At 61.8% G+C, this 23,893-nt stretch carries 24 protein-coding genes; 11 read left to right on the plus strand and 13 right to left on the minus strand.

Annotated features, from left to right (window positions below):
• Positions 1-31 precede the first annotated feature (31 nt).
• The 3 genes from OLZ32_RS07655 to glpK all read right to left on the minus strand — a co-directional run bounded on the left by OLZ32_RS07655 (position 32) and on the right by glpK (position 3,328).
• Positions 32-1,291 (minus strand): RNA polymerase sigma factor, encoded by a 1,260-nt coding sequence (locus OLZ32_RS07655; protein WP_168344545.1) that lies wholly within the window; start codon positions 1,289-1,291, stop codon positions 32-34.
• Positions 1,288-1,662, minus strand: coding sequence for a YciI family protein (locus tag OLZ32_RS07660; RefSeq protein WP_003541922.1), 375 nt, complete (start codon positions 1,660-1,662; stop codon positions 1,288-1,290). Before OLZ32_RS07660 ends, OLZ32_RS07655 begins: the two co-directional genes overlap by 4 nt.
• Before the next feature lie 172 nt (positions 1,663-1,834).
• A complete protein-coding gene (gene glpK / locus OLZ32_RS07665; protein ID WP_264420419.1) occupies positions 1,835-3,328 on the minus strand; it encodes a glycerol kinase GlpK in 1,494 nt (497 codons plus the stop codon).
• Between the two features lie 157 nt (positions 3,329-3,485).
• Here glpK and OLZ32_RS07670 point away from each other — a divergent pair, with 157 nt between their 5' ends.
• From OLZ32_RS07670 to xdhC, 4 genes are all read left to right on the plus strand, one after another.
• Positions 3,486-4,262, plus strand: a complete 777-nt coding sequence (locus tag OLZ32_RS07670) for a 3-hydroxybutyrate dehydrogenase (protein WP_264420421.1) — start codon at positions 3,486-3,488, stop codon at positions 4,260-4,262.
• A gap of 27 nt (positions 4,263-4,289) precedes the next feature.
• Positions 4,290-5,756: a xanthine dehydrogenase small subunit gene (gene xdhA / locus OLZ32_RS07675; RefSeq protein ID WP_264420423.1), complete on the plus strand. Its 1,467-nt coding sequence runs from the start codon at positions 4,290-4,292 to the stop codon at positions 5,754-5,756.
• A 250-nt stretch (positions 5,757-6,006) separates the two neighbouring features.
• Positions 6,007-8,346 (plus strand): xanthine dehydrogenase molybdopterin binding subunit, encoded by a 2,340-nt coding sequence (gene xdhB, locus OLZ32_RS07680; protein WP_264420425.1) that lies wholly within the window; start codon positions 6,007-6,009, stop codon positions 8,344-8,346.
• A gap of 302 nt (positions 8,347-8,648) precedes the next feature.
• Entirely contained in the window at positions 8,649-9,464 is an 816-nt protein-coding gene (gene xdhC / locus OLZ32_RS07685; RefSeq protein ID WP_264420427.1) for a xanthine dehydrogenase accessory protein XdhC, read from the plus strand.
• Here xdhC and OLZ32_RS07690 read toward each other — a convergent pair.
• Positions 9,440-9,631 carry a hypothetical protein gene (locus OLZ32_RS07690; protein WP_029872310.1) on the minus strand — a complete coding sequence of 64 codons (192 nt, stop codon included), beginning with the start codon at positions 9,629-9,631 and terminating at the stop codon, positions 9,440-9,442. The genes xdhC and OLZ32_RS07690 overlap by 25 nt on opposite strands.
• 101 nt (positions 9,632-9,732) lie before the next feature.
• Between OLZ32_RS07690 and gcvA the strand changes: the two genes are divergently transcribed.
• On the plus strand, positions 9,733-10,629 hold the full coding sequence (gene gcvA, locus OLZ32_RS07695) for a transcriptional regulator GcvA (protein ID WP_011653043.1): 897 nt from the start codon (positions 9,733-9,735) through the stop codon (positions 10,627-10,629).
• A gap of 87 nt (positions 10,630-10,716) precedes the next feature.
• Here the strand turns inward: gcvA and OLZ32_RS07700 are convergent, their stop codons facing one another.
• Positions 10,717-11,049 carry a hypothetical protein gene (locus OLZ32_RS07700; RefSeq protein ID WP_003541942.1) on the minus strand — a complete coding sequence of 111 codons (333 nt, stop codon included), beginning with the start codon at positions 11,047-11,049 and terminating at the stop codon, positions 10,717-10,719.
• A gap of 163 nt (positions 11,050-11,212) precedes the next feature.
• Entirely contained in the window at positions 11,213-11,899 is a 687-nt protein-coding gene (locus tag OLZ32_RS07705) for a Type 1 glutamine amidotransferase-like domain-containing protein (RefSeq protein ID WP_264420431.1), read from the minus strand.
• A gap of 113 nt (positions 11,900-12,012) precedes the next feature.
• Between OLZ32_RS07705 and puuD the strand changes: the two genes are divergently transcribed.
• From puuD to OLZ32_RS07735, 6 genes are all read left to right on the plus strand, one after another.
• The gene (gene puuD, locus OLZ32_RS07710; protein WP_264420433.1) at positions 12,013-13,251 is read left to right on the plus strand and encodes a urate hydroxylase PuuD; all 1,239 of its coding nucleotides are present in this window, start codon (positions 12,013-12,015) and stop codon (positions 13,249-13,251) included.
• Positions 13,248-14,558 (plus strand): guanine deaminase, encoded by a 1,311-nt coding sequence (gene guaD, locus OLZ32_RS07715; RefSeq protein WP_264420435.1) that lies wholly within the window; start codon positions 13,248-13,250, stop codon positions 14,556-14,558. Before puuD ends, guaD begins: the two co-directional genes overlap by 4 nt.
• A gap of 122 nt (positions 14,559-14,680) precedes the next feature.
• Entirely contained in the window at positions 14,681-15,823 is a 1,143-nt protein-coding gene (locus tag OLZ32_RS07720; RefSeq protein WP_003541956.1) for an alpha-hydroxy acid oxidase, read from the plus strand.
• 130 nt (positions 15,824-15,953) lie between these two features.
• On the plus strand, positions 15,954-17,111 hold the full coding sequence (locus OLZ32_RS07725; protein WP_264420437.1) for a PspA/IM30 family protein: 1,158 nt from the start codon (positions 15,954-15,956) through the stop codon (positions 17,109-17,111).
• 4 nt (positions 17,112-17,115) lie between these two features.
• Positions 17,116-17,763 carry an OB-fold-containig protein gene (locus OLZ32_RS07730; RefSeq protein ID WP_064652027.1) on the plus strand — a complete coding sequence of 216 codons (648 nt, stop codon included), beginning with the start codon at positions 17,116-17,118 and terminating at the stop codon, positions 17,761-17,763.
• Positions 17,760-19,517 (plus strand): flotillin family protein, encoded by a 1,758-nt coding sequence (locus OLZ32_RS07735; protein ID WP_264420441.1) that lies wholly within the window; start codon positions 17,760-17,762, stop codon positions 19,515-19,517. The genes OLZ32_RS07730 and OLZ32_RS07735 overlap by 4 nt, the downstream gene beginning before the upstream one ends.
• Before the next feature lie 134 nt (positions 19,518-19,651).
• On the opposite strand, the gene OLZ32_RS07740 is transcribed toward OLZ32_RS07735, so the two are convergent.
• The 7 genes from OLZ32_RS07740 to OLZ32_RS07770 all read right to left on the minus strand — a co-directional run bounded on the left by OLZ32_RS07740 (position 19,652) and on the right by OLZ32_RS07770 (position 23,858).
• Entirely contained in the window at positions 19,652-20,392 is a 741-nt protein-coding gene (locus OLZ32_RS07740) for a metallophosphoesterase family protein (protein ID WP_264420443.1), read from the minus strand.
• Between the two features lie 2 nt (positions 20,393-20,394).
• The gene (gene uraH, locus OLZ32_RS07745; protein WP_003541961.1) at positions 20,395-20,751 is read right to left on the minus strand and encodes a hydroxyisourate hydrolase; all 357 of its coding nucleotides are present in this window, start codon (positions 20,749-20,751) and stop codon (positions 20,395-20,397) included.
• A complete protein-coding gene (locus tag OLZ32_RS07750) occupies positions 20,748-21,269 on the minus strand; it encodes an ureidoglycolate lyase (RefSeq protein WP_264420445.1) in 522 nt (173 codons plus the stop codon). Before OLZ32_RS07750 ends, uraH begins: the two co-directional genes overlap by 4 nt.
• Positions 21,253-21,615, minus strand: coding sequence for a HepT-like ribonuclease domain-containing protein (locus tag OLZ32_RS07755; protein ID WP_003541963.1), 363 nt, complete (start codon positions 21,613-21,615; stop codon positions 21,253-21,255). Before OLZ32_RS07755 ends, OLZ32_RS07750 begins: the two co-directional genes overlap by 17 nt.
• A complete protein-coding gene (gene uraD, locus OLZ32_RS07760) occupies positions 21,612-22,112 on the minus strand; it encodes a 2-oxo-4-hydroxy-4-carboxy-5-ureidoimidazoline decarboxylase (protein WP_264420447.1) in 501 nt (166 codons plus the stop codon). Before uraD ends, OLZ32_RS07755 begins: the two co-directional genes overlap by 4 nt.
• Entirely contained in the window at positions 22,112-23,035 is a 924-nt protein-coding gene (gene puuE, locus OLZ32_RS07765) for an allantoinase PuuE (protein WP_264420449.1), read from the minus strand. The genes uraD and puuE overlap by 1 nt, the downstream gene beginning before the upstream one ends.
• 115 nt (positions 23,036-23,150) lie before the next feature.
• Positions 23,151-23,858: a DUF1045 domain-containing protein gene (locus tag OLZ32_RS07770; protein ID WP_011653058.1), complete on the minus strand. Its 708-nt coding sequence runs from the start codon at positions 23,856-23,858 to the stop codon at positions 23,151-23,153.
• Between the last annotated feature and the right edge of the window lie 35 nt (positions 23,859-23,893).

Below are 23,893 nucleotides of genomic sequence, written 5' to 3' on the forward strand. Positions count from 1 at the left end.
CGTTCCGACAACGCGCCGGCTTTTTCTTGATTTATTTCGCGATCGGCTGCGTCGCCTCTTCCTGCATCTTGTCGATCTGCCGGCGGATATGGGCTGCCTCAGCCGCCGAATGGGCCACTGCAATGGCGCGATCGAAGGCTTCGCGTGCCTGGTCGGCCAGGCCAAGCTGCTTCAGCAGCCCGCCCCGAAGGCCATGATAATAGAAATAGCCGCAGAGCTTTTCGGCAAGTGGATCGATGAGATCGAGAGCATCCTGCGGACCTTGGAGCTTGGAGACGACGACGGCCCGATTGAGCGTTATCACTGGCGACGGCTGGATACGCTCCAGCGCGCGATAGAGCAGATCGATCTCCACCCAGTCTGTATCCTCGGCGCGTTTTGCGCGGGAATGAACAGCGGCGATGGCAGCCTGAATCTGATAAGGAGCGGGCTTGCGGTGGCGCAGCGCCTTGTCGAGCAGCGCTAAAGCCTCGTTGATGAACGGTTGGTTCCAGAGCGACCGGTCCTGATCTTCGAGCAGCACGATCTCGTCTCCGGCATTGAAGCGCGCCGGCCGGCGCGAGATCTGCAGGAGCATGAGCGCAAGCAACCCCATCAGCTCCGGTTCGGATGGGAAGATATGCAGCATCAAGCGCGCCAGCCGGATCGCTTCGTCGCTGAAGGCAGCCGCCTCATGCCTGGGATCGGCCTGGCTGTAGCCCTCGTTGAAGATCAGGTAGATCATCGTGCTGACGATCGAGAGCCGCTCGGCCCTCTCCTGCGGGCTCGGTGTTTCGAAAGGCACACCGGCCTTGGCGACGCGCGCCTTGGCCCGGGTGATGCGCTGTTCCATGGCGCTCTCGGAAACCAGGAAGGCACGCGCGATCTGCGGCACCGAAAGGCCGGAAACGATGCGCAGCGCCAGCGCGATCTGCTGGGTCGCGGGTAGATCGGGATGGCAGCAGATGAACAGCAGCCGCAGAATATCGTCGCGATAATTGGAATCGTCCAGCCGCTCGACGATGTCGCTTTCGGCATCCTCGGTATCGGAGATGACGTCCTCATCCGGCAGAGCCTGGATCTTTGCCCGCTTGCGCACCGCGTCGATGCCGCTGTTTCGTCCGACGAAGATGAGCCAGGCTGTGGGATCACGCGGCGGCCCCTTCTCCGGCCATGTCCGGATCGCCCTCAGACACGCCTCCTGAAACGCCTCTTCCGCTGTATCGAGATTGCGGAAATAGCGCAGCAGGGCGCCGAGCGCCTTCGGGCGGGCCGATGCAAGCGCGAGGTCGATCCAGGCAATGTCTGTCATGATGAAGCATCTCCGGGCCTGAAGACGTAGAAAGGCCGAATTTCGTAAGAGGTGGAACCTGGATTGACGGATGAAAGCTGCTTCGAAAAGGCGATCGCCTCGTCGAGCGTTTCGAAGTCGACCACATAGAAGCCGAGAAGCGCCTCCTTCGTTTCCGCAAAAGGCCCATCGATGACCAAGGGCTCGTCCCTGCCCTTGCGCACCGTGGTCGCAGCCGTCGTCGGCATCAGCCGGCCGACAGGGCCGAGTTTGCCGGATGCGGCAAGCGGCTCCTGCACGGCATAGAGTTTCTCCATGACGGCAGCTTCTTCCTCCTTGCTCCAGGCGAAGACGGTTTCCTCATGGGCGTAACAAAGGATTGCATAAAGCATCGCTCACTCCTCTTTTTGAATGACGAAGGAGTAACCGCTTAGCCGACAGGCCGCATCAAAAAATTATTGATGGGAAATTCGTAATCTTCTCAAACACGGCGACGCCGTGGCTGAAAAAATGGCCGGGCGTCTCCCGGGACGAGCGGAGCTATAGTACGGCGCTGATCGCCCCTTAGCCCTCGCTCAAGGTCCGCTTGACCGCATTCTTCCAACCCTTGAGTTTTGCCGCCCGCACCTTCTCGTCCATCTCGGGCTCAAACCGCCGATCGCGTTTCCACGTCGCCGAAAAACCGTCCCGGTCCGGCCACACCCCTGCCCGGCTGCCGGCGAGCCAGGCGGCTCCCAGTGCGGTCGTCTCGAGAATGACCGGGCGGTCGACCGGGGCATCGAGCAGGTCGGCAAGGCGCTGCATCGTCCAGTCGGAGGCGACCATGCCGCCGTCGACGCGCAGCACCGTGTCCTCGGTGCCGTTCTTCCAGTCCTTCTGCATGGCGTCGAGCAGATCGCGGGTCTGGTAGCAGACGGCTTCCAGTGCCGCCCGGGAGAGTTCCGCCGGCCCGCTGTTGCGCGTCAGCCCGAAGATCGCGCCGCGCGCCTTGGCATCCCAATGCGGTGCGCCGAGGCCGGTGAAGGCGGGCACGAGATAGACCTCTTGCGTCGGATCGGCCCTTTCGGCAAGCGCGTTGGTCTCCGCCGCGCTGCCGATGATGCCGAGCCCGTCCCGCAGCCATTGCACAGCGGCGCCTGCAATGAAGATCGAACCCTCCAGCGCATAGGTTGTCTCGCCGTTCAGGCGATAGGCGATGGTGGTCAGCAGCCGGTTTTTGGACCGCACCATATCGGCGCCGGTATTGAGCAGCGCGAAACAGCCGGTGCCGTAGGTTGATTTCATCATGCCCGGCGCAAAACACGCCTGGCCGATGGTCGCCGCCTGCTGGTCGCCGGCCACGCCGAGAATCGGGATAGCAGCACCGAAAATATCAGGATCGACCGTGCCGAAATCGGCGGCGCAATCCTTGACCTCCGGCAGCATGGCGGCGGGGACCCTCAGAATATCGAGCAGATCCTCGTCCCACGCGTTTTCGGCAATGTTGTACATCAGCGTGCGCGAGGCATTGGTGGCATCGGTGACGAAGCTCTTGCCACCCGTCAGCCGCCAGATCAGGAAGGTGTCGATTGTGCCGAAGCAGAGATCGCCCCTGGCGGCGCGCGCCCGCGCGCCCTTCACGTTAGCCAGCATCCAGGAGAGCTTGGTGCCGGAAAAATACGGATCGAGGATCAGCCCGGTCTTCTTCGTGAACAGCCGCTCGAGATCCTGCCGTTTCAAATTGTCGCAATAGCTTGCCGTACGCCGGTCCTGCCAGACGATGGCATTCTGAATCGGCCGGCCCGTTTCGCGCTCCCAAACGACGACGGTCTCGCGCTGGTTGGTGATGCCAAGCGCTGCTACATCTTTCGCCTCGATCTTCGCATCGCGCAGCGCCATGTGGACGGTGGAGACGACCGAATCCCAGATCTCTTCGGGATCATGCTCGACCCAGCCGGAGCGCGGATAGATCTGGGTGAATTCCTTCTGGCCTTTGCCGGCGACATGCATGTCGCCATCGAAGACGATCGCCCGCGTTGACGTCGTTCCCTGATCGATTGCCAGAACATATCCGCTCATGAAAACCCTCCCTCAGCATGTCAATTGTCGAAGCAAATCAATAGGACACGGATGCGGGCGAGAAAAGCGAATAAAGCGGAATTGCCAGCCCGCCGGCTTTGGGCATAACTTCGCAGCCAACGCTGCAACGCAGCATCGCGATTTCAGGGAGAACAGCATGAGCAGAACAGTCGTCGTCACCGGTTCCACCAGCGGCATCGGCCTTGCGATCGCCACTGCCTTCGCAGAAACGGGCGACAACATCGTCATCAACGGCTTCGGAAAGGCCGATGAAATCAAGGCGATCGTCGAACGGCTTGAATCATTGTCTAGAGGCCGGGCGCTCTATCATCCGGCCGACATGACGAAGCCCGCCGAGATCGCCGACCTGATCGAAACGGCAGCGAAGACCTTCGGCGGCGTCGATGTCCTGGTCAACAATGCCGGCATCCAGCACGTCGAGAAGATCGAAGATTTCCCGATTGAGAAATGGGACCAGATCATCGCGATCAATCTGTCGAGTTCCTTTCATACCATGCGCGCCGCGATCCCGCTGATGAAGGCAAAGAAGCACGGCCGCATCATCAACATCGCCTCCGCCCACGGGCTCGTTGCCTCCCCCTTCAAATCCGCCTATGTCGCGGCAAAACATGGTATATTGGGCCTAACCAAGACGGCGGCGCTGGAGCTTGCCGAATTCGGCGTAACCGTGAACGCCATCTGCCCCGGCTACGTGCTGACGCCGCTCGTCGAGAAGCAGATACCGGATACAGCCAAGGCGCGCGGCATGACCGAGGAACAGGTAAAGAGCGAAGTCATCCTCAAGGCGCAGCCGACGCATGAATTCGTCAAGGCCGAGGAAATCGGCGCGCTGTCGCTCTACCTTGCCAGCGATGCGGCCCGGCAAGTGACCGGAACGCATATCTCGATTGACGGTGGCTGGACGGCGGCTTAACCATTTGGAAAAACAACCGGGAATATCATGAACGACAGCATCCGCTTCATCCTGAATGGCGAGGACATCGCGCTCACCGATGTCAGGCCAACCGAGACGCTTCTCGATTTTCTGCGGTTGAAGCGACGCCTGACGGGCACCAAAGAAGGATGCGCGGAGGGCGATTGCGGCGCCTGCACCGTACTCGTCGGCCGGTTGGCGGACGGCAAGCTCGCCTATGAATCCGTCAATGCCTGTATCCGTTTCATCGGCTCTTTACACGCCACCCATGTGGTAACGGTCGAGCATCTGGCCGGCAGGGACGGCGCGCTGCATCCAGTGCAGCAGGCGCTGGTCGATTGCCACGGCTCGCAGTGCGGCTTCTGTACTCCGGGCTTCGTCATGTCGCTTTATGGTCTCTGGCTCGCCAAGGAAAAGCCGAGCCGCCAGGAAATCGAAAAGGCGCTGCAAGGCAATCTCTGTCGCTGCACCGGCTACGAGCCGATCGTCAAGGCCGCCGAGCAGGTGAGCCTGATGCGGCCGAGCACGCTCTTCGATCCGCTGGAACGGACGCGCTCTGAAATCGTCGCGCGGCTTTGGGCAATGCAGGCGAGTGGCACGATCCGGATCGCGAATGGCGAAGACCGGCTGATCGTGCCGGCTTCGATGCAGGCACTGGCAGAAGTCCTCTCGCAGGAACCCGACGCAATTATCGTCGCCGGCGCGACGGACGTCGGCCTCTGGGTGACGAAACAGCTGCGCAAACTGAGCCCGGTGGTCTTCATCAGCCACCTCAGCGAATTGCAGTCGGTCACGGAAGGCGAGGACGGCGTCACCATCGGCGCAGGCGTCAGCTATACCAAGGCCTTCGAGGCGATCTCCAAGAAAATCCCGGCGCTCGGCCGGTTGATTGAACGCATCGGCGGCGAGCAGGTGCGCAACATGGGCACGATTGGCGGCAACATCGCCAACGGCTCGCCGATCGGCGACAGCCCGCCGCCGCTGATCGCGCTCGGCGCGACGCTGACGCTGCGGTCCCTGCAAGGCCAGCGCAGAATGCCGCTCGAGGATTTCTTCATCGCCTATGGCAAGCAGGATCGGAAGCCCGGCGAATTCGTCGAGAGCGTCTTCGTGCCCTACCCAGCAGCAATCAGCCGCTTTGCCGCCTACAAGATCACCAAGCGCCGCGACGAGGACATCACTGCCGTGCTCGGCGCCTTCCTGCTGACGCTCGACGATGCCGAGATGATCACCGACATCCGCATTGCCTTCGGCGGCATGGCGGCAACGCCGAAACGCGCCCGAAGGGTGGAAGCCGAACTGATCGGCAAACCGTGGACGGAAGCGACGATCGAGGCGGCCCGCCCCGCCTTCGACGCCGACTACCAGCCGCTGACCGACTGGCGCGCCTCGGCGGAATACCGACAACTGACGGCGAAGAACCTGCTGACGCGGTTCTATCTTGAGACCGTCGGCGCGCCGGCGGAGCTGAAGCGGTTCGAGGAGGTGGCGTGATGGTTTGCTTCGCTAACTGGCCTCCCAAAGTCACCACATCGCCCCTCACCCTAACCCTCTCCCCGCCTGCGGGGAGAGGGGACGTGCCCTGCGAGAGGTGGCGAGGAACGGAGACGGCGCGGCATATCCCTTCTCCCCGCAAGCGGGGGGCCGAAGGACGGGTCGAGACCGGTGGCTCGACCCCGGTTGGTGGCGGCAGCCGGATGAGGGGCCGCCGTCAAAACGGTGCCGGCCGTAGAGGACGCCGCTAATGGACAAATCCACCTTCGAAGACCGCAAGGCCATCATCGCAGGCCCGATGCACGGCTCGCTGCGGCATGATTCAGCGCATAAGCATGTCACCGGAACTGCCGATTATATCGACGATATTCCCGAACCCGCAGGTCTGCTGCATGGTGCCCTCGGCCCCTCCGACCGGGCGCATGCCGAAATCCTCAGCATCGACCTTTCCGCGGTCGCCGCCTACCCCGGTGTGGTCTGGGTGTTCACCGGCAAGGACGTGCCCGGCGTCAACGACGTCAGCTCCAATGGCAGCCATGACGAGCCGCTGCTGGCCGAAACTTTAGTTCAGTTTCATGGCCAACCGATCTTTGCCGTCATCGCCGAGACGCGTGATGCCGCCCGCCACGCCGCGCTGCTGGCGAAGATCGACTATCGTGACCTGCCGCACTGGAGCGATATCGACGGCGCGCTGGCCAATGGCAGCCCGCTCGTCATCACCCCGATGACGCTGCACCGCGGCGAGCCGGAAACGGAAATGACCAATGCCGCCATGCGTCTGAAAGGTCAGATGCGCATCGGCGGACAGGAGCATTTCTACCTCGAAGGCCATATCGCCGTGGCGATCCCCGGCGAGGACGACGAGGTCACCGTCTGGTCCTCGACGCAGCATCCAAGCGAGATCCAGCACATCGTCGGTCACGTGCTCGATATTCCTTCGAACGCCGTGACCGTCAACGTGCGCCGTATGGGCGGCGGCTTCGGTGGCAAGGAAACGCAGGGCAATCAGTTCGCAGCCCTTGCGGCGATCGCCGCCAAGAAGCTCGGCCGCGCGATCAAATTCCGCCCTGATCGCGACGAGGATATGAGCGCCACCGGCAAGCGCCATGACTTCCTCGTCGATTACGAGCTCGGCTTCGACGCCGAAGGCCGCATCCATGCGGTCGACGCCACCTATGCGGCGCGCTGCGGCTTTTCCTCCGACCTCTCAGGACCGGTGACCGACCGTGCCCTCTTCCATGCCGATTCCAGCTATTTCTATCCGCATGTGCACCTGACCTCGAAGCCGTTGAAGACGCACACCGTCTCCAACACCGCCTTCCGCGGTTTCGGCGGGCCGCAGGGCATGCTCGGCGCCGAACGCTTCATCGAGGAGATCGCCTATGCCGTCGGCAAGGACCCGCTCGATGTCCGCAAACTGAATTTCTACGGCCAGCCGGGTTCGGAGCGCACACTCACCCCCTACCATCAGGAGGTCGAGGACAACATCATCGCCCGCATCGTCGAGGAACTGGAGGAAACGGCCGAATACCGGGCGCGGCGCAACGCCATCATCGCCTTCAACCGTGACAGCCGCTACATAAGAAAGGGCATCGCCCTGACGCCGGTGAAATTCGGCATCTCTTTCACCATGACCGCCTTCAACCAGGCAGGCGCCCTCGTCCACATCTACCAGGACGGCTCGATCCATCTGAACCATGGCGGCACCGAAATGGGCCAGGGCCTCTATACCAAGGTGGCGCAGGTGCTGGCCGACAGCTTCCAGGTCGATATCGACCGCGTCAAGATCACCGCGACGACGACGGCCAAGGTGCCAAACACCTCGGCCACCGCCGCCTCCTCCGGCTCGGACTTGAACGGCATGGCCGCCTATGACGCCGCCCGCCAGATCAAGGAACGGCTGGTGGCCTTCGCAGCCGAGAAATGGGATGTTGGGCCGGCCGACATCGTCTTCCTGCCGAACCACGTGCGCGTCGGCGAGATCGAAATCCCCTTCCCCGATTTCATCAAGCAAGCCTATTTCGCCCGCGTCCAGCTTTCCGCCGCCGGCTTCTACAAGACCCCGAAGATCCACTGGGACCGAAAGGCCGGCCGCGGCACGCCCTTCTATTATTTCGCCTATGGCGCCTCCTGCACCGAGGTTTCGATCGACACGCTGACGGGCGAATATCTGATCGATCGCACCGACATCCTCCACGATGTCGGCAGATCGCTGAACCCGGCGATCGATTTGGGCCAGGTCGAAGGCGCCTTCGTGCAGGGACTGGGCTGGCTGACGACGGAAGAACTCTGGTGGGACGACAAGGGCCGGCTGCGCACCCATGCTCCCTCGACCTACAAGATCCCGCTCGCCTCCGACCGTCCGAAGATCTTCAACGTGCGCCTTGCCGAATGGTCGGAGAACACTGAGGCCACCATCGGGCGCTCCAAGGCCGTCGGCGAACCTCCCTTGATGCTGGCGATCTCGGTGCTGGAAGCGCTGTCGATGGCCGTGGCAAGTGTGGCCAACTACAAGGTCTGCCCGAGGCTCGACGCCCCGGCGACACCGGAGCGGGTGCTGATGGCGGTCGAGCGGATGAAGCGGGTGTAGGAGATGAAAACGCGTCCGGCTGGTCTATTGACCCCGACGGTGGATCGGGGCAGGCAGGGAGCTTGGAGTGAGCGATACCCCCCTCTGTCCTGCCGGACATCTCCCCCACAAGGGGGGAGATCAGCTAGACGGTATGCTCTGCGCCTCGCTACCCTGCCGCTACATCACCAAAGCCCGACTCCACGCTTCGACTTCTCTGTTCCGGGAGGCCGCCGCCTTATACCGATCTCCCCCCTTGTGGGGGAGATGTCCGGCAGGACAGAGGGGGGTGACGCACCCGCGAACCCATCGGTCAGCCATCCATGACCGACATCCACCCCTTTCTCACCGCCTACCCAGACTGCATCCTCGTCGACATCACCAGCACGCAGGGCTCGACCCCACGTGAGGCCGGTACCTTCATGCTGGTATCGCAAACCGCAATGTGGGGCACGATCGGGGGCGGCCAATTCGAATTCATGGCGCTCGCGAATGCGCGGGACATGTTGGCGGGAACCGGCGGGATGGCGGAGATGGATATCCCGCTCGGGCCTGACATCGGTCAGTGCTGCGGTGGGCGCACGCAATTGCGGTTTCGCCGGGTGACGCGGGCGGTTGCCGAGGAAATCGAGGCCAGGCTAACCAGTGAGATCGAGCGCCTGCCGGAGGTCTATCTCTTCGGCGCCGGCCATGTCGGCCGGGCGTTGGCAACGGCCCTTGCGCCGCTGCCGCTGTCGGTGACCGTCGTCGAGACGCGGCAGGAGGAACTCGCCAACCTGCCTCCCGAGACGAAGGTGCGGCTCGTGCCGATGCCCGAAGCACTGGTGAAGGATATTCCGGCCGGCGGCGCGGTCGTCATCCTGACGCACGACCACGCGCTGGATTTCCTGGTTGCCCGCGAGGCGCTGGAAAGGACCGACCTCGCTTATATCGGCATGATCGGCTCGGCGACCAAGCGCGCCACCTTCGTAAGTTGGCTGTCCCGCGAAGGTGGCGGAGAGCGCGGCTGGATGGAGCGGCTGACGCTGCCGATCGGCGGCGCCGCGGTCAGGGACAAGCGCCCTGAAGTGATCGCCGCCATGACCGCCGCCGAGATCTTGACGGCGCTTGGCGCCTACCGCATGCGCTCGTCTTCGTAATAGGGATCGCGTCCGTCCAGGAAACCGAGATCGCGCTTGACGCGATCGGGCGCCGTGTCGAGATCGAGGCCTGGCATGCGCCAGATCCGCGCCAGCCGGCCGCCGATGCGCCGAAAAATTCCGATGGTCTGCTGCGGCGGGCTCTGTTCGATAGCATAGCAATCCATGACATCACCTCGATGGTTTGATGGTATGAGTTGCAGTTTGCGGCCAAAAGTGCTGCAATTCCAATCGAACGACCGTCTGCCTGCATCAAGAGAACTTATCCATGAAACTCTCCAAACAATTCCCGCTGAATGCGTTGCGTGTCTTCGAGGCCGCTGCCCGGCTCGGAAGTTTCACCAAGGCGGGCGACGAACTCGGCATGACGCAGACCGCCGTCAGTTACCAGATCAAGCTGCTGGAGGAGAATGTCGGCGAGCCGCTCTTCCTGCGCCGTCCCCGCCAGATCGCACTGACAGACACCGGCGAGCGGCTGGCGCCGAAGGTGACGGAAGCTTTCGCCATGCTGCACGACGCGATGGCGACGGCGCGCGACAGCGTCGAAGGCACGCTCGCCATCAGTTCGACCCATACCTTCGCCTCGAAGTGGCTGGCGCCGCGCCTTGGCTCCTTCCATTTGAAACATCCGGCCATCGCGGTGCGCTTTCAGGCGAGTTCGGATATCATCGATTTCGCCCGCGAGCAGATCGATGTCGGCATCCGCTGGGGCGACGGCAACTGGCCGGGGCTGGCGCTGCACCGGCTGATGGGCTTGGAGTTCACGCCGATGCTGAGCCCGAAGCTGGCGGAGGCGGCAGGCGGCATCAGGGAGCCGCGCGATCTCCTGAACTTCGACCTCTTCGACGCCGGCGACATCTGGTGGAAACAATGGTTCGAGGCTGCCGGCGTCACGGAGACGGATCTCGATCGGCGCCCGCGCAACCAGCTTGGCTCTCAGGCAGTGGAAGCCGATGCCGCGATCGCCGGCCATGGCGTCGCCATCCTTCATCCAGCCTTCTATGCGGCCGAGATAGCGCTCGGCCGGCTCTATCAACCCTTCGAACTGACCCGCAGCGACGGAAAGGCTTACTGGCTCGTCTACCCGGAAAACCGTCGCAACGTGCCCAAGATCAAGGCCTTCCGCAACTGGATCCTCGAAGAGATGAAGGCAGCCGGAAATTGATGCATGTCACCTAAAATGTGCAGCCATTTTCGGACAACGACATGTCGGACCCGGTTCGTGAGCCGGGTCCGGTCCTCTGGCTCGGCTTTAAAATCCCATTTCCGGCGCATAGAAACAGCGCGGCGTATCCTCGTTCGGGAACAGACAGAGATGATAGTCGTTGTCGCCGGATTGCATCGCCTTCGTCATCGGCAGCAGGAAGACATGAGCATGCGTGACCAGCCGGTGGTCGCCCGGCATCAGCGTCACTCGATATCCGCCTGGCGTCACCGCCACGCTTTTCGAAGGGATCATTTGGCAATCGCCATTATGACTGTTGCCGTTGCAACAATAGGGGTCATAACTCCACCCCGAGGGTGCGTCGTGAGCCATCGCCAACGACGCATACGCAATCATCACACACGTCAGAATGCTGCGCATGGGCATCTTCTCCGTCGATGAATGCGCCGCCGATGATCTAATGGTTCTTATTTTATTCCGGCGGCCTGCAAAATAACTGTAATCGAGTCGTCGTAGTTCAAGGTCTGCTGAATGAGCAGATCAAGCATAAGGCGGAGATAATGCACAGCCTTCTCGGCAGCTTTTAGGCACGCGACAGCAGATCGGCGATGCGGTCGCCATCGGAAGCTTCGGCAAAACCGTCGGAAATCGTCAGCGGAGCGCCGAAGATCTCGACGAGCCCGTTGCCGAGGATGAGACCTTCGCCGTCCCGGCATGCGAGAATGGGGGTTGCCGTCGTCTCGCTGTAACGCAGCAACACAGAGAGATAGCCGGGATCGTCGTTCAGATGCGGGAAGAATTCGAAGGGCAGGAGATCAAGAGCCGCGCCATCCTGCATCGCATCAGGCGAACCGCCGGAAAAGAGCGCGTCGACGGCGATTGTCGGCGTCATCAAAATCGCCCCGGCGCTGGTTCCGACGAGAATGCCGTCGTCCAATGCCCATGAGCGCAGCTTGTCCAGCATGCCGTTTCGGCGCAGCCGTCTCAGAAAATCACCGGTATGCCCACCGGAAAGATGGATGGCGTCGCAGGAAAACAGCCGGCTGATCTCCTCGTCGCCGGAGAGAGCGTCGAGATCGACGAAGGGATCGAGAGAAAGCCCGTAGCTGAGGTAATATTGCCGTTTCTCATCGAAAAACACGCGCCGCGGGTCCGGACCGGATGCAGTATAGCCGATGCGGTTTCCGCGCGCGAGGACGAGCGCGGCAAGCCGGCGGTCCATCGGCGCGTTTTCGGCGATAACCTGATCGCTGTAGAGTGCGGTGATCATTCCATTGCTCCTTTGGCCGCGTCAGCGATTGAGCGTGTGGTCGTTCAATCTCCTCTTCCCTCCCCGCCAAAATTTCCGCAATGTCACGAGTCGGAGGAAGATAGGGGAACTCGATGTATGAATATGCCATAGCATGGGAATGGCTCGCCTTCGCGGCGCGTTGGTTCCATGTCATTACCGCGATCGCCTGGATCGGATCGTCCTTCTATTTCATCGCGCTCGATCTCGGACTGGTGAAACGCCCACATCTGCCACCCGGCGCCTATGGCGAGGAATGGCAGGTCCATGGCGGCGGCTTCTATCATATCCAGAAATATCTGGTGGCGCCCGCCCAGATGCCGGAGCACCTGACCTGGTTCAAATATGAGAGCTATTTCACCTGGATATCCGGCTTCCTGATGCTATGCATCGTCTATTACGGCGGCGCCGATCTCTTCCTGATCGATCGCCATGTGCTGGATATCAGTCCGCCCGTCGCGATCCTGATCTCGCTAGGGTCGCTTGCCCTCGGCTGGGTCGTCTACGATCTGCTCTGCAAGTCGCCGCTCGGGCGGAACACCTGGGGACTGATGGCGGTGCTCTATGTCGTGCTCGTCTTCATGGCCTGGGGCTATACGCAGCTTTTCACCGGCCGCGCCGCATTCCTGCATCTCGGCGCCTTCACCGCGACGATCATGTCGGCCAACGTCTTCATGATCATCATTCCGAACCAGAAGATCGTCGTCGCCGACCTCATCGCCGGACGGGTTCCCGATCCTAAATATGGGCAGGTCGCCAAGCAGCGCTCGCTACACAATAACTACCTGACGCTGCCCGTCATCTTCTTCATGCTGTCGAACCATTATCCGCTGTCCTTTGGTACGCAGTTCAACTGGGTGATCGCGGCTCTGGTCTTCCTGATGGGCGTCACCATCCGCCACTGGTTCAACACCACGCATGCCAGGAAGGGCCGGCCAACCTGGACCTGGATCGTCACCGTCATCCTTTTCATCCTGATCATGTGGCTTTCGACCGTGCCGAAGCTGCTGACCGGCGAAACCGATGCGGCGGCGGTCGCGCCCGCCTTCCAGCAATTCGCCGGCGATCCGCATTTCCCCGCCGTCAAGCAACTGGTCTCGACGCGCTGTTCCATGTGCCACGCGGCCGAGCCGGTCTATGAGGGTATCGTGCGGCCACCCAATGGCGTGATGCTCGAAAACGACGCGGAAATCGCCGCCCATGCCCGCGAGATCTATCTACAGGCGGGCCGCAGCCATGCCATGCCGCCCGGCAACATCACCGATATCACGCCGGACGAACGCAAGCTGCTGGTCGCCTGGTTCGAGAGCGCAGTCGAAGGCAAGAAACAATGACGACGACACTGCTGCGCGGCCGCCTGCTTTCCTTCCATCGCGCGCCGCTAAGCCTCGCCGACAGCCAAAGCTATCTTTACGAAGAGGATGGCGGTGTGCTGGTCGAAGATGGGCTGATCACGGCTATCGGCCCCTATGCCGACGTCAAGGCACAAGCAGCCGCGGACACGGCCGAGATCGACCACCGCCCGCATCTGATCATGCCGGGCTTCATCGACATGCACCTGCATTTTCCGCAGATGCAGGTGATTGCCTCCTACGCCGCCAACCTGCTCGAATGGCTGAATACCTATACCTTTCCCGAGGAATGCCGTTTCGTCGAAAGCGCCCATGCTGAAAGGATCGCCACGCATTTCTACGACGAGTTGATCCGCCACGGCACGACGACGGCGGTCGCCTATTGCTCCGTGCACAAGACCTCGGCCGACGCCTTCTTTGCCGAGGCACTGAGGCGCAATATGCGCATGGTCGGCGGCAAGGTGATGATGGACCGCAATGCCCCGCAGGGCCTGCTCGACACGCCCGAGATGGGCTATGACGAGACCCGCCAGGTGATATCGGACTGGCACGGCAAGGGCCGCAACCACGTCGCCATCACCCCGCGCTTCGCCATCACCTCGACACCGGCACAGATGGAAGCGACATCAGCCCTTGCCCGCGAATTTCCCGACCTACACATCCAGACGCATCTTTCGGAAAACCACGACGAGATCAAATTCACCTGCGAACTCTATCCCGACGCGCTCGACTATACCGACATCTATGCCCGCTACGGCCTGCTTGGGTCGAAAAGCCTCTTCGGCCACGCCATCCACCTGTCCGAGCGCGAGGCCGATGTGATGAGCGAGGCGGGCGCCGTCGCCGTCCACTGCCCGACCTCGAACCTCTTCCTCGGCTCCGGCCTGTTTCCGCTGAAGGCGCTGACGCGGCGGGAAAAGCCGGTCCGTATCGGCGTGGCGACCGATATCGGCGGCGGCTCCAGCTATTCGATGCTGCAGACGATGGACGAAGCCTACAAGATCCAGCAGTTGCTCGGCGAACGGCTGAACCCGCTGGAAAGCTATTACCTGATGACCCGTGGCAATGCCGAGGCCCTGTCGCTGGCGGATCGGATCGGTACGCTGGAACCCGGCACCGAGGCCGATCTCGTCGTTCTCGATGCGACGGCGACACCCGCTATGGCGCTGAAGATGGAAGTGGTGAAGACGCTGCCCGAGGAACTCTTCCTGCTGCAGACGATGGGTGACGACCGGGCGATCGCCGAGACTTATGTGGCCGGTGTTGCGTTGAAGGCGGGGCTTCGATGACGCGCCCTGTTACTCTCGAATTTGGACCGTGAAAAGCAGCCCGGCACGGCCAGTTTCCCGTAACGCTCCTGCCAAATTCATGTTATGGCCGATGGCCGCATTCAGATGTGAAGGTTCAATTCATGGCCGCTCCGCTCACCATCGCCGACCTGAAAAAGCTCGCCCGGCGGCGTGTGCCGAAGATGTTTTTCGACTATGCGGATTCGGGCGCCTGGACGGAATCGACCTATGCGGCGAACGAGAGCGATTTCAGCCAGATCAAGCTGCGCCAGCGGGTGATGGTCGACATGACCAACCGCACGCTGGAAACGACGATGATCGGCCAAAAAGTGTCGATGCCCGTGGCGCTGGCGCCAACCGGCCTGACCGGCATGCAGCATGCCGACGGCGAGATGCTGGCGGCACGCGCTGCCGAGGAGTTCGGCGTTCCCTTCACGCTTTCGACGATGAGCATCTGCTCGATCGAGGACGTGGCGTCAGCGACGACGCGCCCCTTCTGGTTCCAGCTCTACGTGATGAGGGACAAGGATTTCGTCCTCAACCTCATCAACCGCGCCAAGGCGGCCGGATGCTCGGCGCTGGTGCTGACCGCCGATCTGCAGATCCTCGGCCAGCGGCATAAGGACCTGCGCAACGGCCTGTCGGCGCCGCCGAAATTCACCCCGAAACATGTCTGGCAGATGGCGACCCGGCCTTTCTGGTGCCTGGACATGCTGCAGACCAAGCGCCGCAACTTCGGCAATATCGTTGGCCATGCGAAAAATGTCACCAGTATCGCCTCGCTGGCTGCGTGGACACATGAGCAGTTCGATCCGCGGCTGTCCTGGGCGGATGTCGCCTGGATCAAGGAACAATGGGGCGGCCCGCTGATCATCAAGGGCATTCTCGATCCGGAGGATGCCAAGGCGGCCGTCGACACCGGCGCCGATGCGATCGTCGTCTCCAATCATGGCGGGCGTCAGCTTGACGGCGCCCCCTCCTCGATCAGCATGCTGCCGAAGATCGTCGACGCCGTCGGCGACCGTATCGAGATCCATCTCGATGGTGGCATCCGCTCCGGCCAGGACGTGCTGAAGGCCGTGGCGCTCGGCGCCAAGGGTACCTATATCGGCCGCCCCTTCCTCTACGGCCTCGGCGCCATGGGCAAGGAAGGCGTATCGCTGGCGCTCGGCATCATCCGCAAGGAGATGGACATCACCATGGCGCTCTGCGGCAAGCGCGACATCAACGATGTGAATTCGTCGATCATCGACGGACGGCAATGACCTGCCGCCAGCGACGAAAGCAGCAACGGCTCCCTAAATATCTCGATACTGGACGCTGCTCTCGGTCTTTCTAACTGCACGTTAAGCCTAGGTTGTATTTTTAGCGCGGCATCTTGAAAGCACAAAAGCGGTGCTTTATGTTTTACCTATGGCTACCACAGGCAAGACACCGCACCCATCGCTGCTGCGCTACACGCTGGCGCCTGACGACAGTACTCGTCAGGCGCTGGACGACACCATTGCCGCCTATCTCAGGATGGTCGAAATCCTGACCAGTCTCGTCGCCGACAAGGCGGGCGCCAATCTGGTCGTGCTGCACGACCTTGCCTATGAAACAGTCCGCGAGCAGACGGGCCTGCCGGCAAGGCTGGTCACGCTCGGCCTTCGCGATTTCGCCGCCAATCGCGGCGTCACCGCCGATCCGCCGCATCTGCCGCTCGATGACAAGCTCTTCGCCATCAAAGGCCCCTCGGACCTGACGATCGCCACGGTGCACGGACGTGTTGCCGTGCCCTTCGATGTCGCGGGTTATTCACGGGGATGGGAGAGTATTTTTCCGGCCTACCTCGTTGCGGGCCAGGACCGTTACGAGATTCACATCGGCGTCACGCCGAATTCCGCTCGGATGGAGGAAAACATGACGAACGAAGGCATTCTCTCACGTATGGGCCGTCTGATCGCGGGCATCGCGAATGCGGCGATCGACAAGGCGGAAGGCGTAAACAAGATCGCCGTCATCGAACAGGCGGTCCGCGAGATCGATGCGGCGGCTGATGAGGCCCGCACCGATCTCGGCAAGGCGCGTGCGGAGGAATACCGCATCCAGAGCCGCAGAGACGAAATCGTCGAAGACATGAACGCGCTCGACCAGAAGATCCGCCTCGCCGTCTCCTCCGGGCGGGATGACCTGGCAAAGGCCGGCGTCGCCCGCCAGATCGATCTCGAATCCCAGATCGCAGCGCTCGATAGGGCGCTGGCCGATGCCAGGGAACAGCTGGACGAAGGCCAGAAAGCCTTGCAGGCCGTGCTCGCCACGCGCCGCGAGGCGGACGCTCGCCTTGCCGATTTCAAGCGCAGCATTGCCCGGCATCCCGAACAGGCCGCAACCGGTCATAGCCAGTCCGCACCGGGTGCAGATGCTGCCCGCGCTGCCGCAGCCGTCTCGCGGCTGACCGGAATTCCCGCTGGCGAGCATGGCCACAGTTCCGAATTGGACGAACTCGACCGACTGCACCGCGAACAGGCAATCGAAGCCCGGCTCGCACGCTTCAAGGCGGATAACCGATAACACGATGGCACTCCTTTTCTCCCCTGAATGTGCGCCCTTTGCCATCGCCGCAGCGATCCTTGTCGGCCTGACCGCGATCGAGATGCTCGCGATGGTCATGGGTTTTTCGATGACGGAATTTCTGGGAAAGCCGGAGGTTCATGGCCATGACGGCATCCTGGCTTACCTGTCCTGGCTCAATCTCGGCGGTGTTCCCCTGCTGATTCTCATGATGCTGACGCTCGGCTTCTTCGCGATGACGGGCTTTGCGTTGCAGGCCGTCGCCAACGCCTTCTGGGCGCCGCTGCCAAGCTTTATAGCCGTCATACCTGCCGCGCTCGCAACCATCCCCATGGTCAGGGCCTCGAGCAGAACCGTGGCGCGGATCGTACCGCACGACGAAACCTATGCGGTCGATCTCGACGCCTTGCTCGGCCGGACCGCCGAGGTGTCGATCGGCCCGCTCGATCAGGGACTGCCGGGCCGCGTCCGCGTCAAGGATCAGCACGGAAACTGGCATGTGCTTCGAGCCCGAGCCGCCAAGGGCGAAGGTCCGCTCGCGATAGGCGCTTCGGTTCTTCTCGTCGATCACAAGGCAAATGTGTTTATCGCCATTCCCGCGCCGGTCGACCCCGCCGATGCGGACAATCAATCTTTGAGGGAGCAGCAATGATGTACGACGTTATTCTACCAGCCGGCATTGGGATTGTTCTGATCTTCGGCATCGGTTTTGTCCTCGCCTCTCTTTACACGCGCTCCAGCCGCGATGAGGCCTATGTGCGCACCGGTCTCGGCGGCCAGAAGGTCGTGCTCGACGGCGGTTCGGTCGTCCTGCCGATCTTCCATTCGACCGCCCGGGTCAACCTGAAGACACTGCGCCTCGAGGTTCGCCGCGGCGAAGGCGATGCACTGATCACCAAGGACCGCATGCGCGTCGATATCGGCGCCGAATTCTATGTGCGCGTGAAACCCGATGCCTCCTCGATTGCGCTTGCAGCTCAGACACTCGGCAACCGCACCAACGACGCCGAGGCTCTCCGCATCCTGATCGAGGCGAAATTCGTCGACGGCCTTCGCTCGGTGGCCGCGACGATGAATCTCGACGCGCTGCAGGAACAGCGCATGGATTTCGTCAAGGCCGTGCAGGAAGCTGTCGGCGCCGACCTCCAGTCGAACGGCCTCGAACTCGAATCCGTGTCGCTGACACGCCTCGACCAAACCGATATCAAGCATTTCAACGCCAACAACTTCTTCGACGCGCAAGGCCTCGCGGCATTGACCCGCATCACCGAGGGACGCAAGAAGGAGCGAAACGAGATCGTCCGCGACACCGAAGTCGCCATCGCCCAGAAGGATCTCGAGGCCCGTCAGCAATCGCTGACCATCGAGCGGACCAAGCGGGAAGCCGAACTCAGCCAGGAACGCGACATCGCCAACAAATCCGCGGCGACACGCGCCGAAACCGCGCAGCAGGAGCAGGCCGCAAAACGCGCCGAGGAGGAAGCCCGCATCGCTTCCGAACAGGCGATCGCCGAACGCGAGGCATCTGCCAAACAGGCCCGCGAAAGCGCCAACATCGACGCCGCCCGCGCCGTCCAGCAACGCGAAACCGAAGCCAAGCGTGACCTCCAGATCGTGGCACAGGAAAGCGCCATCGCCGTTGCCAACAAGAGCCGTGAAGAATCCGAGGCGAAGGCGGCTGCGGAAACGGCCCGCGCACTGGCGATAGCAGCGGAAGAAAAGGTCGGCACCGCCAAGGCGATCGAGATTGCCGAACGCGAAAAGCAGATTGCCGTCATCGACGCACGCAAGAAAGCCGAGACGGAAGCGACTGCCGTCACCGTCGGCGCCGAAGCCGAAAAGCAGGCAGCAAGCGACCAGGCCGAGGCCATCAAGACGCTCGCCACCGCCGAGGCGGATGCGGCGATCATCAAGGCCAAGGGCATTCTCGAAACCGGCAAGGCCGCAGCCGAGAGCGAGGCATTGCTCAACGACGCTCGCAACAAGTTGAGCTCTGCTATTATCGAGTTCGAGATCACCCGCGAACGGATTCGCATCATTCCGCAGGCGCTCGCCGAAGCGGTCAAGCCGATCGAGAAGATCTCCGATATCAGGATATTCGACACCGGCGGCATGCTCGGCCGCGGAAACGGAGCGGCCGGCGGAAACGGCATCGGGCTCGGCGAAGGACTGGCCGGCCAGCTCCTCTCCTACCAGGCGAACAAACCGATCCTCGACAAATTGCTGAAGGAAGCCGGCTTCGAAGGCGACGATGCAATCTCATCCCTTCTTGGAAATCTCGATGGTGCAAAACCGGCAAGACCGGCAACGCCCGCCGCCGCACCGGCAAAGCCCGCAACGCCGACGGTAGCCCCGACACAAACGATCATCCCTCCGGGATCGAAGCCGGCACCGAAGAAGGACTGATCGCCGCGCAAGCGGGTCTGGACTAGAACAGGATGATTTTAGGCCTGTTCGGCCTAAAATCTGAATCCTGTTCTAAATTAAATAGTTAGAGCATGATGCCGCCCGAAACCTCAGACACTTTTCGGCATCATGCTCTATCTCACCCAACCCGCTGCCAGCGCGCCTGCCCAGTCGGCACGGCCCCTTTCGGCGGCCAGTGCCGACATCGCCATATGGTCATAGGCGACGGTTCGGAACTGCCATGTCCATCCGCCCGCCGCCTTTTCCAGAATGGCATAACTCGCCAGCGGATGGCCGGCTTCCACCTTGTGGTAACAGGGCAGCTCGTCGTCATAGGCCGGGCAGCCGACGCTGCCTGGATTGACGATCAGGCGACCGTCGGAGAGGCGCACAGCGCGGGGGATGTGGCTGTGGCCACAGAGGATCAGCGGCAGGTCGATGCCTTCGGCCAGCGCCTCGATCGCTTCGATCGGGTTCAGGAAGACGACGCCCTCCGGCGAGACCGATTCCAGCCAGTAGAGATTGTCATCCTTCGGCGTCGCGTGGCAGAGATAGACCTCTTCGCGATAGATGGTATCGAACGGCAGGTTTCGGATCCAACCAAGATGAGACGACGACAATTGACCGTAGGCGGCCGCATCCGAAGCATGCATTGCCGCCGGATCCTGCTCGATCAGATAGCGGTCGTGATTGCCACGGACCGACGTCAGGCTAAGCGGCATCAGCAAGTCTGCCGTCTTGCCGGCCTCGAGCGGGCCGCTGAAGAAATCGCCGAGATTGACGATCTCATTGACCTCTTGCGCACGAATATCAGCAAGCACCGCCTCGAGTGCCAGATGGTTGCCGTGAATGTCGGCGATCGCTGCAAAACGCATCTCTAACTGCCTCGGTAGGTAGAATAGCCATAGGGCGATATCAGCAACGGCACATGGTAGTGCGCCGTGACGTCGGCAATGCCGAAGCGGATCGGCACGAGATCGAGGAAGGCGGGATGCGGCAACGGCGTGCCGCTGGCCCTCAGATAATCGCCGGCGTGGAAGACCAGTTCATAGGTACCGGCCCGAAAATTTTCGCCAATGAGAATGGGGCCGCCGTCAACCCGGCCGTCGGCATTGGTCTCCACCGTCTTCAGATGCCTGCGAATCTCGCCGTCAAGCTGGAAAAGATCGATCCTCAAGCCTTCGGCCGGCTTGCCGAGAGCGGTGTCGAGAACATGTGTGGTCAGTCCGGTCATGGGGCTGGCTCTTTGATCATATAAGGGGGTTCGAAGAAGTATTCTTCCAGATTATTGCCCGGCCCGTCACGGTCGACGACCAGGAAATCTGAGGCTTGGCCGAGCGCCATCAGCGGATGATGCCAGACGTTGCGGCGATAGTTCACGCCCTGGTCGCCGCGCGCCAGAAACACCTGCGGCCTGCCCGGGCGGCCGTTCTCATCCTCGGAGACGATGACGAGAAAAGGACGGCCCGAGACCGGCGAGAAACTCTGGCTGCCGAAAGGATGGCGCTCCATCATGGTGACTTCATAGGGGAAGCTGCGCGGCTGGCCGCGAAAGAGGTTGATGATGACGCGCGCACCCTCGCCCGTCGCCTCGGTGGCGGCGAGCGCATGGAAACGCTCCGTCGTACCGCCATTGATGAGCCGCATCGAGGCGGGATCGGCTTCGATCACCTCGCCGAAGGGAGCAAAGGCGGAACTCGTAAGCGGACGGATGTCGAGATGTGGGGGCAATCGCTCACTCACCTTCGGCATGCCAGTGACGGATGGCATCGATTGCGGAAAGAAGCTCCGGCAGCGTGCGATACGTCGCCTCCCAGATGTCGGAAGGATCGAGATCGAAGACGCCGTCGAGGATACGGTTGCCCGTGCCGCAGATTTTCGTCCACGGCAGATCGGGATGTTCGGTCGCAAATTCCGGATGAGTCACCAGCAAGCGGGATGCCGCGGCACCGATGGTGAAGTGGCAAAAGGTGACCGCCTTGAAAGTGAGCTTGTCCCCGGCAAACGCCGCCCCATCCATTCCGCCGACGAAAGACAGCGCTTCGGATGCCGCCTCATACATCTCATTGAGATAGTCGATCGCGCGCCGCTCGTTCATTCAGCCTCCGGCAGCATCGTCGTCAGGCGCAGCAGCGCGATCCGCTCGACTTGCGCCGTCGCGGTCGCAAATTCTTCGTCCCTGCTATTGCCGATCCGTGTTTCGAAGGCCGACAGGATATCGTCCTTGCCGAGCCCCTTGACGGCGATGATGAAGGGAAAGCCGAATTTTTCGACATAGGCCGAATTGAGTTTAGTGAAGCGGGCATGTTCGGCCGGGCTCAGGCGGTCGAGACCGGCGCCGGACTGTTCCTTCCGGCTGTCTTCGGTGAGTTCACCTGCTATCGCGAGGCGCCCGGCAAGGTCGGGATGGGCGCTGAGCACGCCGAGGCGCTCCTGCGGGCTTGCCGCCCGGAAGACAGCGGTTAGCGACGCATGCACGCCGGCCGCCGTCAGCGGTTCCGGCACCTGGCCGGCGTTATAGGCGCGTTCGGCGATAAAAGGCGAATGTTCAAAGATGCCGCCGAAGCGGGAGACGAAATCCTCGCGCGACATCATCAGAGCGCTTCCGGCTGATGGTGCTTGTGCCAATGCTCGGCGATCTCGATGCGGCGCGGAATCCAGACCTTGTCGTGCTTCAGCACATATTCGATAAAGCGCTTCAGCGCTGCCGCCCGGCCGGGACGTCCGACGAGGCGGCAATGCAAGCCGACCGACATCATCTTCGGGCTGCCCGCCTTGCCTTCCTCATAAAGCGTGTCGAAGGCGTCCTTCAGATAGGTGAAGAACTGATCGCCGGCATTGAAGCCCTGCGGCGTTGCAAAACGCATGTCGTTGGTTTCGAGCGTATAGGGGATGATCAGGAAGGGTTTCCCGTCGACGCCCTTCACCCAATAGGGCAGGTCATCGGCGTAGGAATCGGAGGAATAGCGGAAACCGCCCTCCTCCTGCACCAGCCGAAGCGTATTGTCGGAAGGCTTGCCCTGATAGAGGCCATAGGGCCGCTCGCCGGTAAGCTCGGTGTGCAGGCGCACGGCTTCGAGGATATGCTTGCGCTCCAGGTCTTCGGGAAAATCCTTATATTCCAGCCAGCGGTAGCCGTGGCTGGCGATCTCCCAGCCGGCCTCCTTCATCGCAGCGACGGCCTCGGGGTTGCGGGCCATCGCCAGCGTCACGCCGTAGACGGTCGCCTGCACCTTGAGATCGGTGAACATCCGCCAGAGCCGCCAGAAGCCGGCACGCGAACCATATTCGTAGATCGATTCCATATTGAGGTTGCGCTGCCCTGGCCACGCGGCCGCACCGACGATTTCCGACAGCAGGTTTTCCGAAGCCGGATCGCCGTCGAGGATCGAGCTTTCGCCGCCCTCCTCGTAGTTGATGACGAACTGCACGGCGACGCGTGCCTCGTCCGGCCATTTCGGATCGGGCGTCAGACGCCCGTAACCGACGAGATTGCGCGGATAAGTCTCGGATACCATCAAATCACCTTCTGAAAAGACGGGGAACGGTAGCATCCGCAGCCGGAATGTCGAGACGGAAACTGCTCCGTCGGATTTTGCCTTTACGGCACAAGCCTTTAGCTCATCAGCAGATTCAAGCGATTTTGCGCGCGCTGACCTTGCCCATCGGATGCAGCGAATGAACGCGGAAAGGACCGCCAGTGCCCTCTTCGATCATCAGGGCAACGTTGGAAACCATGACGGGTTCGCAGAGGACAGGCTCGAAGATCGTCCGCAACACCGGCTCGATGCGCGGCATGTCGATCGCGTTGACGGGGCCCGTCACAGGCATATGGAAGCGGAACTCCTCCATCACATAGGGATTGCCCCAGCGATGCAGATTGGAAAATTGCGTCGCCGACAGCCCGTCCGGATCGCTGCGTTCGATCTCGGCCTCGCTGAGCGGTGCGCGAAAACGATCGAATTCCTGCACGATCGCCGAGGCGAGATACTGGATCTGCTCGCAGGGAGTACTCGGCAGCAGGCTGTAGAAATTGCCGAGCCGGGCAACTTCGATACGCGGAATCTGAAAGGGAACGAAGGTCCCGGAAAAACGCATCAGATCGCGCAGGAGTTGCGATTCCGGCATGTCGTGGGACAGATGAAAGGGCGCCTTCAAAACACCATGAAAGCCGTAGCGCCGCGGAACGGCGGTATGAAAGGCGATCTCGTGAATACCGAGGCCACGAACTGCCGGAGGCTCCATCATATCGCCCGAAAACACGTTTCGGCCAAGCCAATTGGCGGCCACGAGCGACAACGGGTCGCTCGCCGGAGGCGTGAAGCAAATGGCATAGCGCATGCAATTTCCTCCATCAAGGAAGTGAGCGCCGTTCA

This window comes from Rhizobium acaciae, from assembly GCF_025941625.1.
Classification (GTDB): domain Bacteria; phylum Pseudomonadota; class Alphaproteobacteria; order Rhizobiales; family Rhizobiaceae; genus Rhizobium; species Rhizobium acaciae.

Bases quoted from the DNA above. Each gene is read 5' to 3' on its own strand.
- OLZ32_RS07705 (WP_264420431.1), bottom strand. From the start codon at position 11,899: ATGATCACCGCACTCTACAGCGATCAGGTTATCGCCGAAAACGCGCCG.
- OLZ32_RS07720 (WP_003541956.1), top strand. From the start codon at position 14,681: ATGGCCGCTCCGCTCACCATCGCCGACCTGAAAAAGCTCGCCCGGCGG.
- uraH (WP_003541961.1), bottom strand. From the start codon at position 20,751: ATGACCGGACTGACCACACATGTTCTCGACACCGCTCTCGGCAAGCCG.
- xdhC (WP_264420427.1), top strand. From the start codon at position 8,649: ATGACCGACATCCACCCCTTTCTCACCGCCTACCCAGACTGCATCCTC.
- OLZ32_RS07735 (WP_264420441.1), top strand. From the start codon at position 17,760: ATGATGTACGACGTTATTCTACCAGCCGGCATTGGGATTGTTCTGATC.
- OLZ32_RS07730 (WP_064652027.1), top strand. From the start codon at position 17,116: ATGGCACTCCTTTTCTCCCCTGAATGTGCGCCCTTTGCCATCGCCGCA.
- puuE (WP_264420449.1), bottom strand. From the start codon at position 23,035: ATGGTATCCGAGACTTATCCGCGCAATCTCGTCGGTTACGGGCGTCTG.
- gcvA (WP_011653043.1), top strand. From the start codon at position 9,733: ATGAAACTCTCCAAACAATTCCCGCTGAATGCGTTGCGTGTCTTCGAG.
- glpK (WP_264420419.1), bottom strand. From the start codon at position 3,328: ATGAGCGGATATGTTCTGGCAATCGATCAGGGAACGACGTCAACGCGG.
- OLZ32_RS07690 (WP_029872310.1), bottom strand. From the start codon at position 9,631: ATGGATTGCTATGCTATCGAACAGAGCCCGCCGCAGCAGACCATCGGA.
- OLZ32_RS07750 (WP_264420445.1), bottom strand. From the start codon at position 21,269: ATGCCGAAGGTGAGTGAGCGATTGCCCCCACATCTCGACATCCGTCCG.
- OLZ32_RS07770 (WP_011653058.1), bottom strand. From the start codon at position 23,858: ATGCGCTATGCCATTTGCTTCACGCCTCCGGCGAGCGACCCGTTGTCG.
- OLZ32_RS07700 (WP_003541942.1), bottom strand. From the start codon at position 11,049: ATGCGCAGCATTCTGACGTGTGTGATGATTGCGTATGCGTCGTTGGCG.
- uraD (WP_264420447.1), bottom strand. From the start codon at position 22,112: ATGATGTCGCGCGAGGATTTCGTCTCCCGCTTCGGCGGCATCTTTGAA.
- puuD (WP_264420433.1), top strand. From the start codon at position 12,013: ATGTATGAATATGCCATAGCATGGGAATGGCTCGCCTTCGCGGCGCGT.
- OLZ32_RS07740 (WP_264420443.1), bottom strand. From the start codon at position 20,392: ATGCGTTTTGCAGCGATCGCCGACATTCACGGCAACCATCTGGCACTC.
- OLZ32_RS07655 (WP_168344545.1), bottom strand. From the start codon at position 1,291: ATGACAGACATTGCCTGGATCGACCTCGCGCTTGCATCGGCCCGCCCG.
- guaD (WP_264420435.1), top strand. From the start codon at position 13,248: ATGACGACGACACTGCTGCGCGGCCGCCTGCTTTCCTTCCATCGCGCG.
- xdhA (WP_264420423.1), top strand. From the start codon at position 4,290: ATGAACGACAGCATCCGCTTCATCCTGAATGGCGAGGACATCGCGCTC.
- OLZ32_RS07755 (WP_003541963.1), bottom strand. From the start codon at position 21,615: ATGAACGAGCGGCGCGCGATCGACTATCTCAATGAGATGTATGAGGCG.
- OLZ32_RS07670 (WP_264420421.1), top strand. From the start codon at position 3,486: ATGAGCAGAACAGTCGTCGTCACCGGTTCCACCAGCGGCATCGGCCTT.
- OLZ32_RS07660 (WP_003541922.1), bottom strand. From the start codon at position 1,662: ATGCTTTATGCAATCCTTTGTTACGCCCATGAGGAAACCGTCTTCGCC.
- xdhB (WP_264420425.1), top strand. From the start codon at position 6,007: ATGGACAAATCCACCTTCGAAGACCGCAAGGCCATCATCGCAGGCCCG.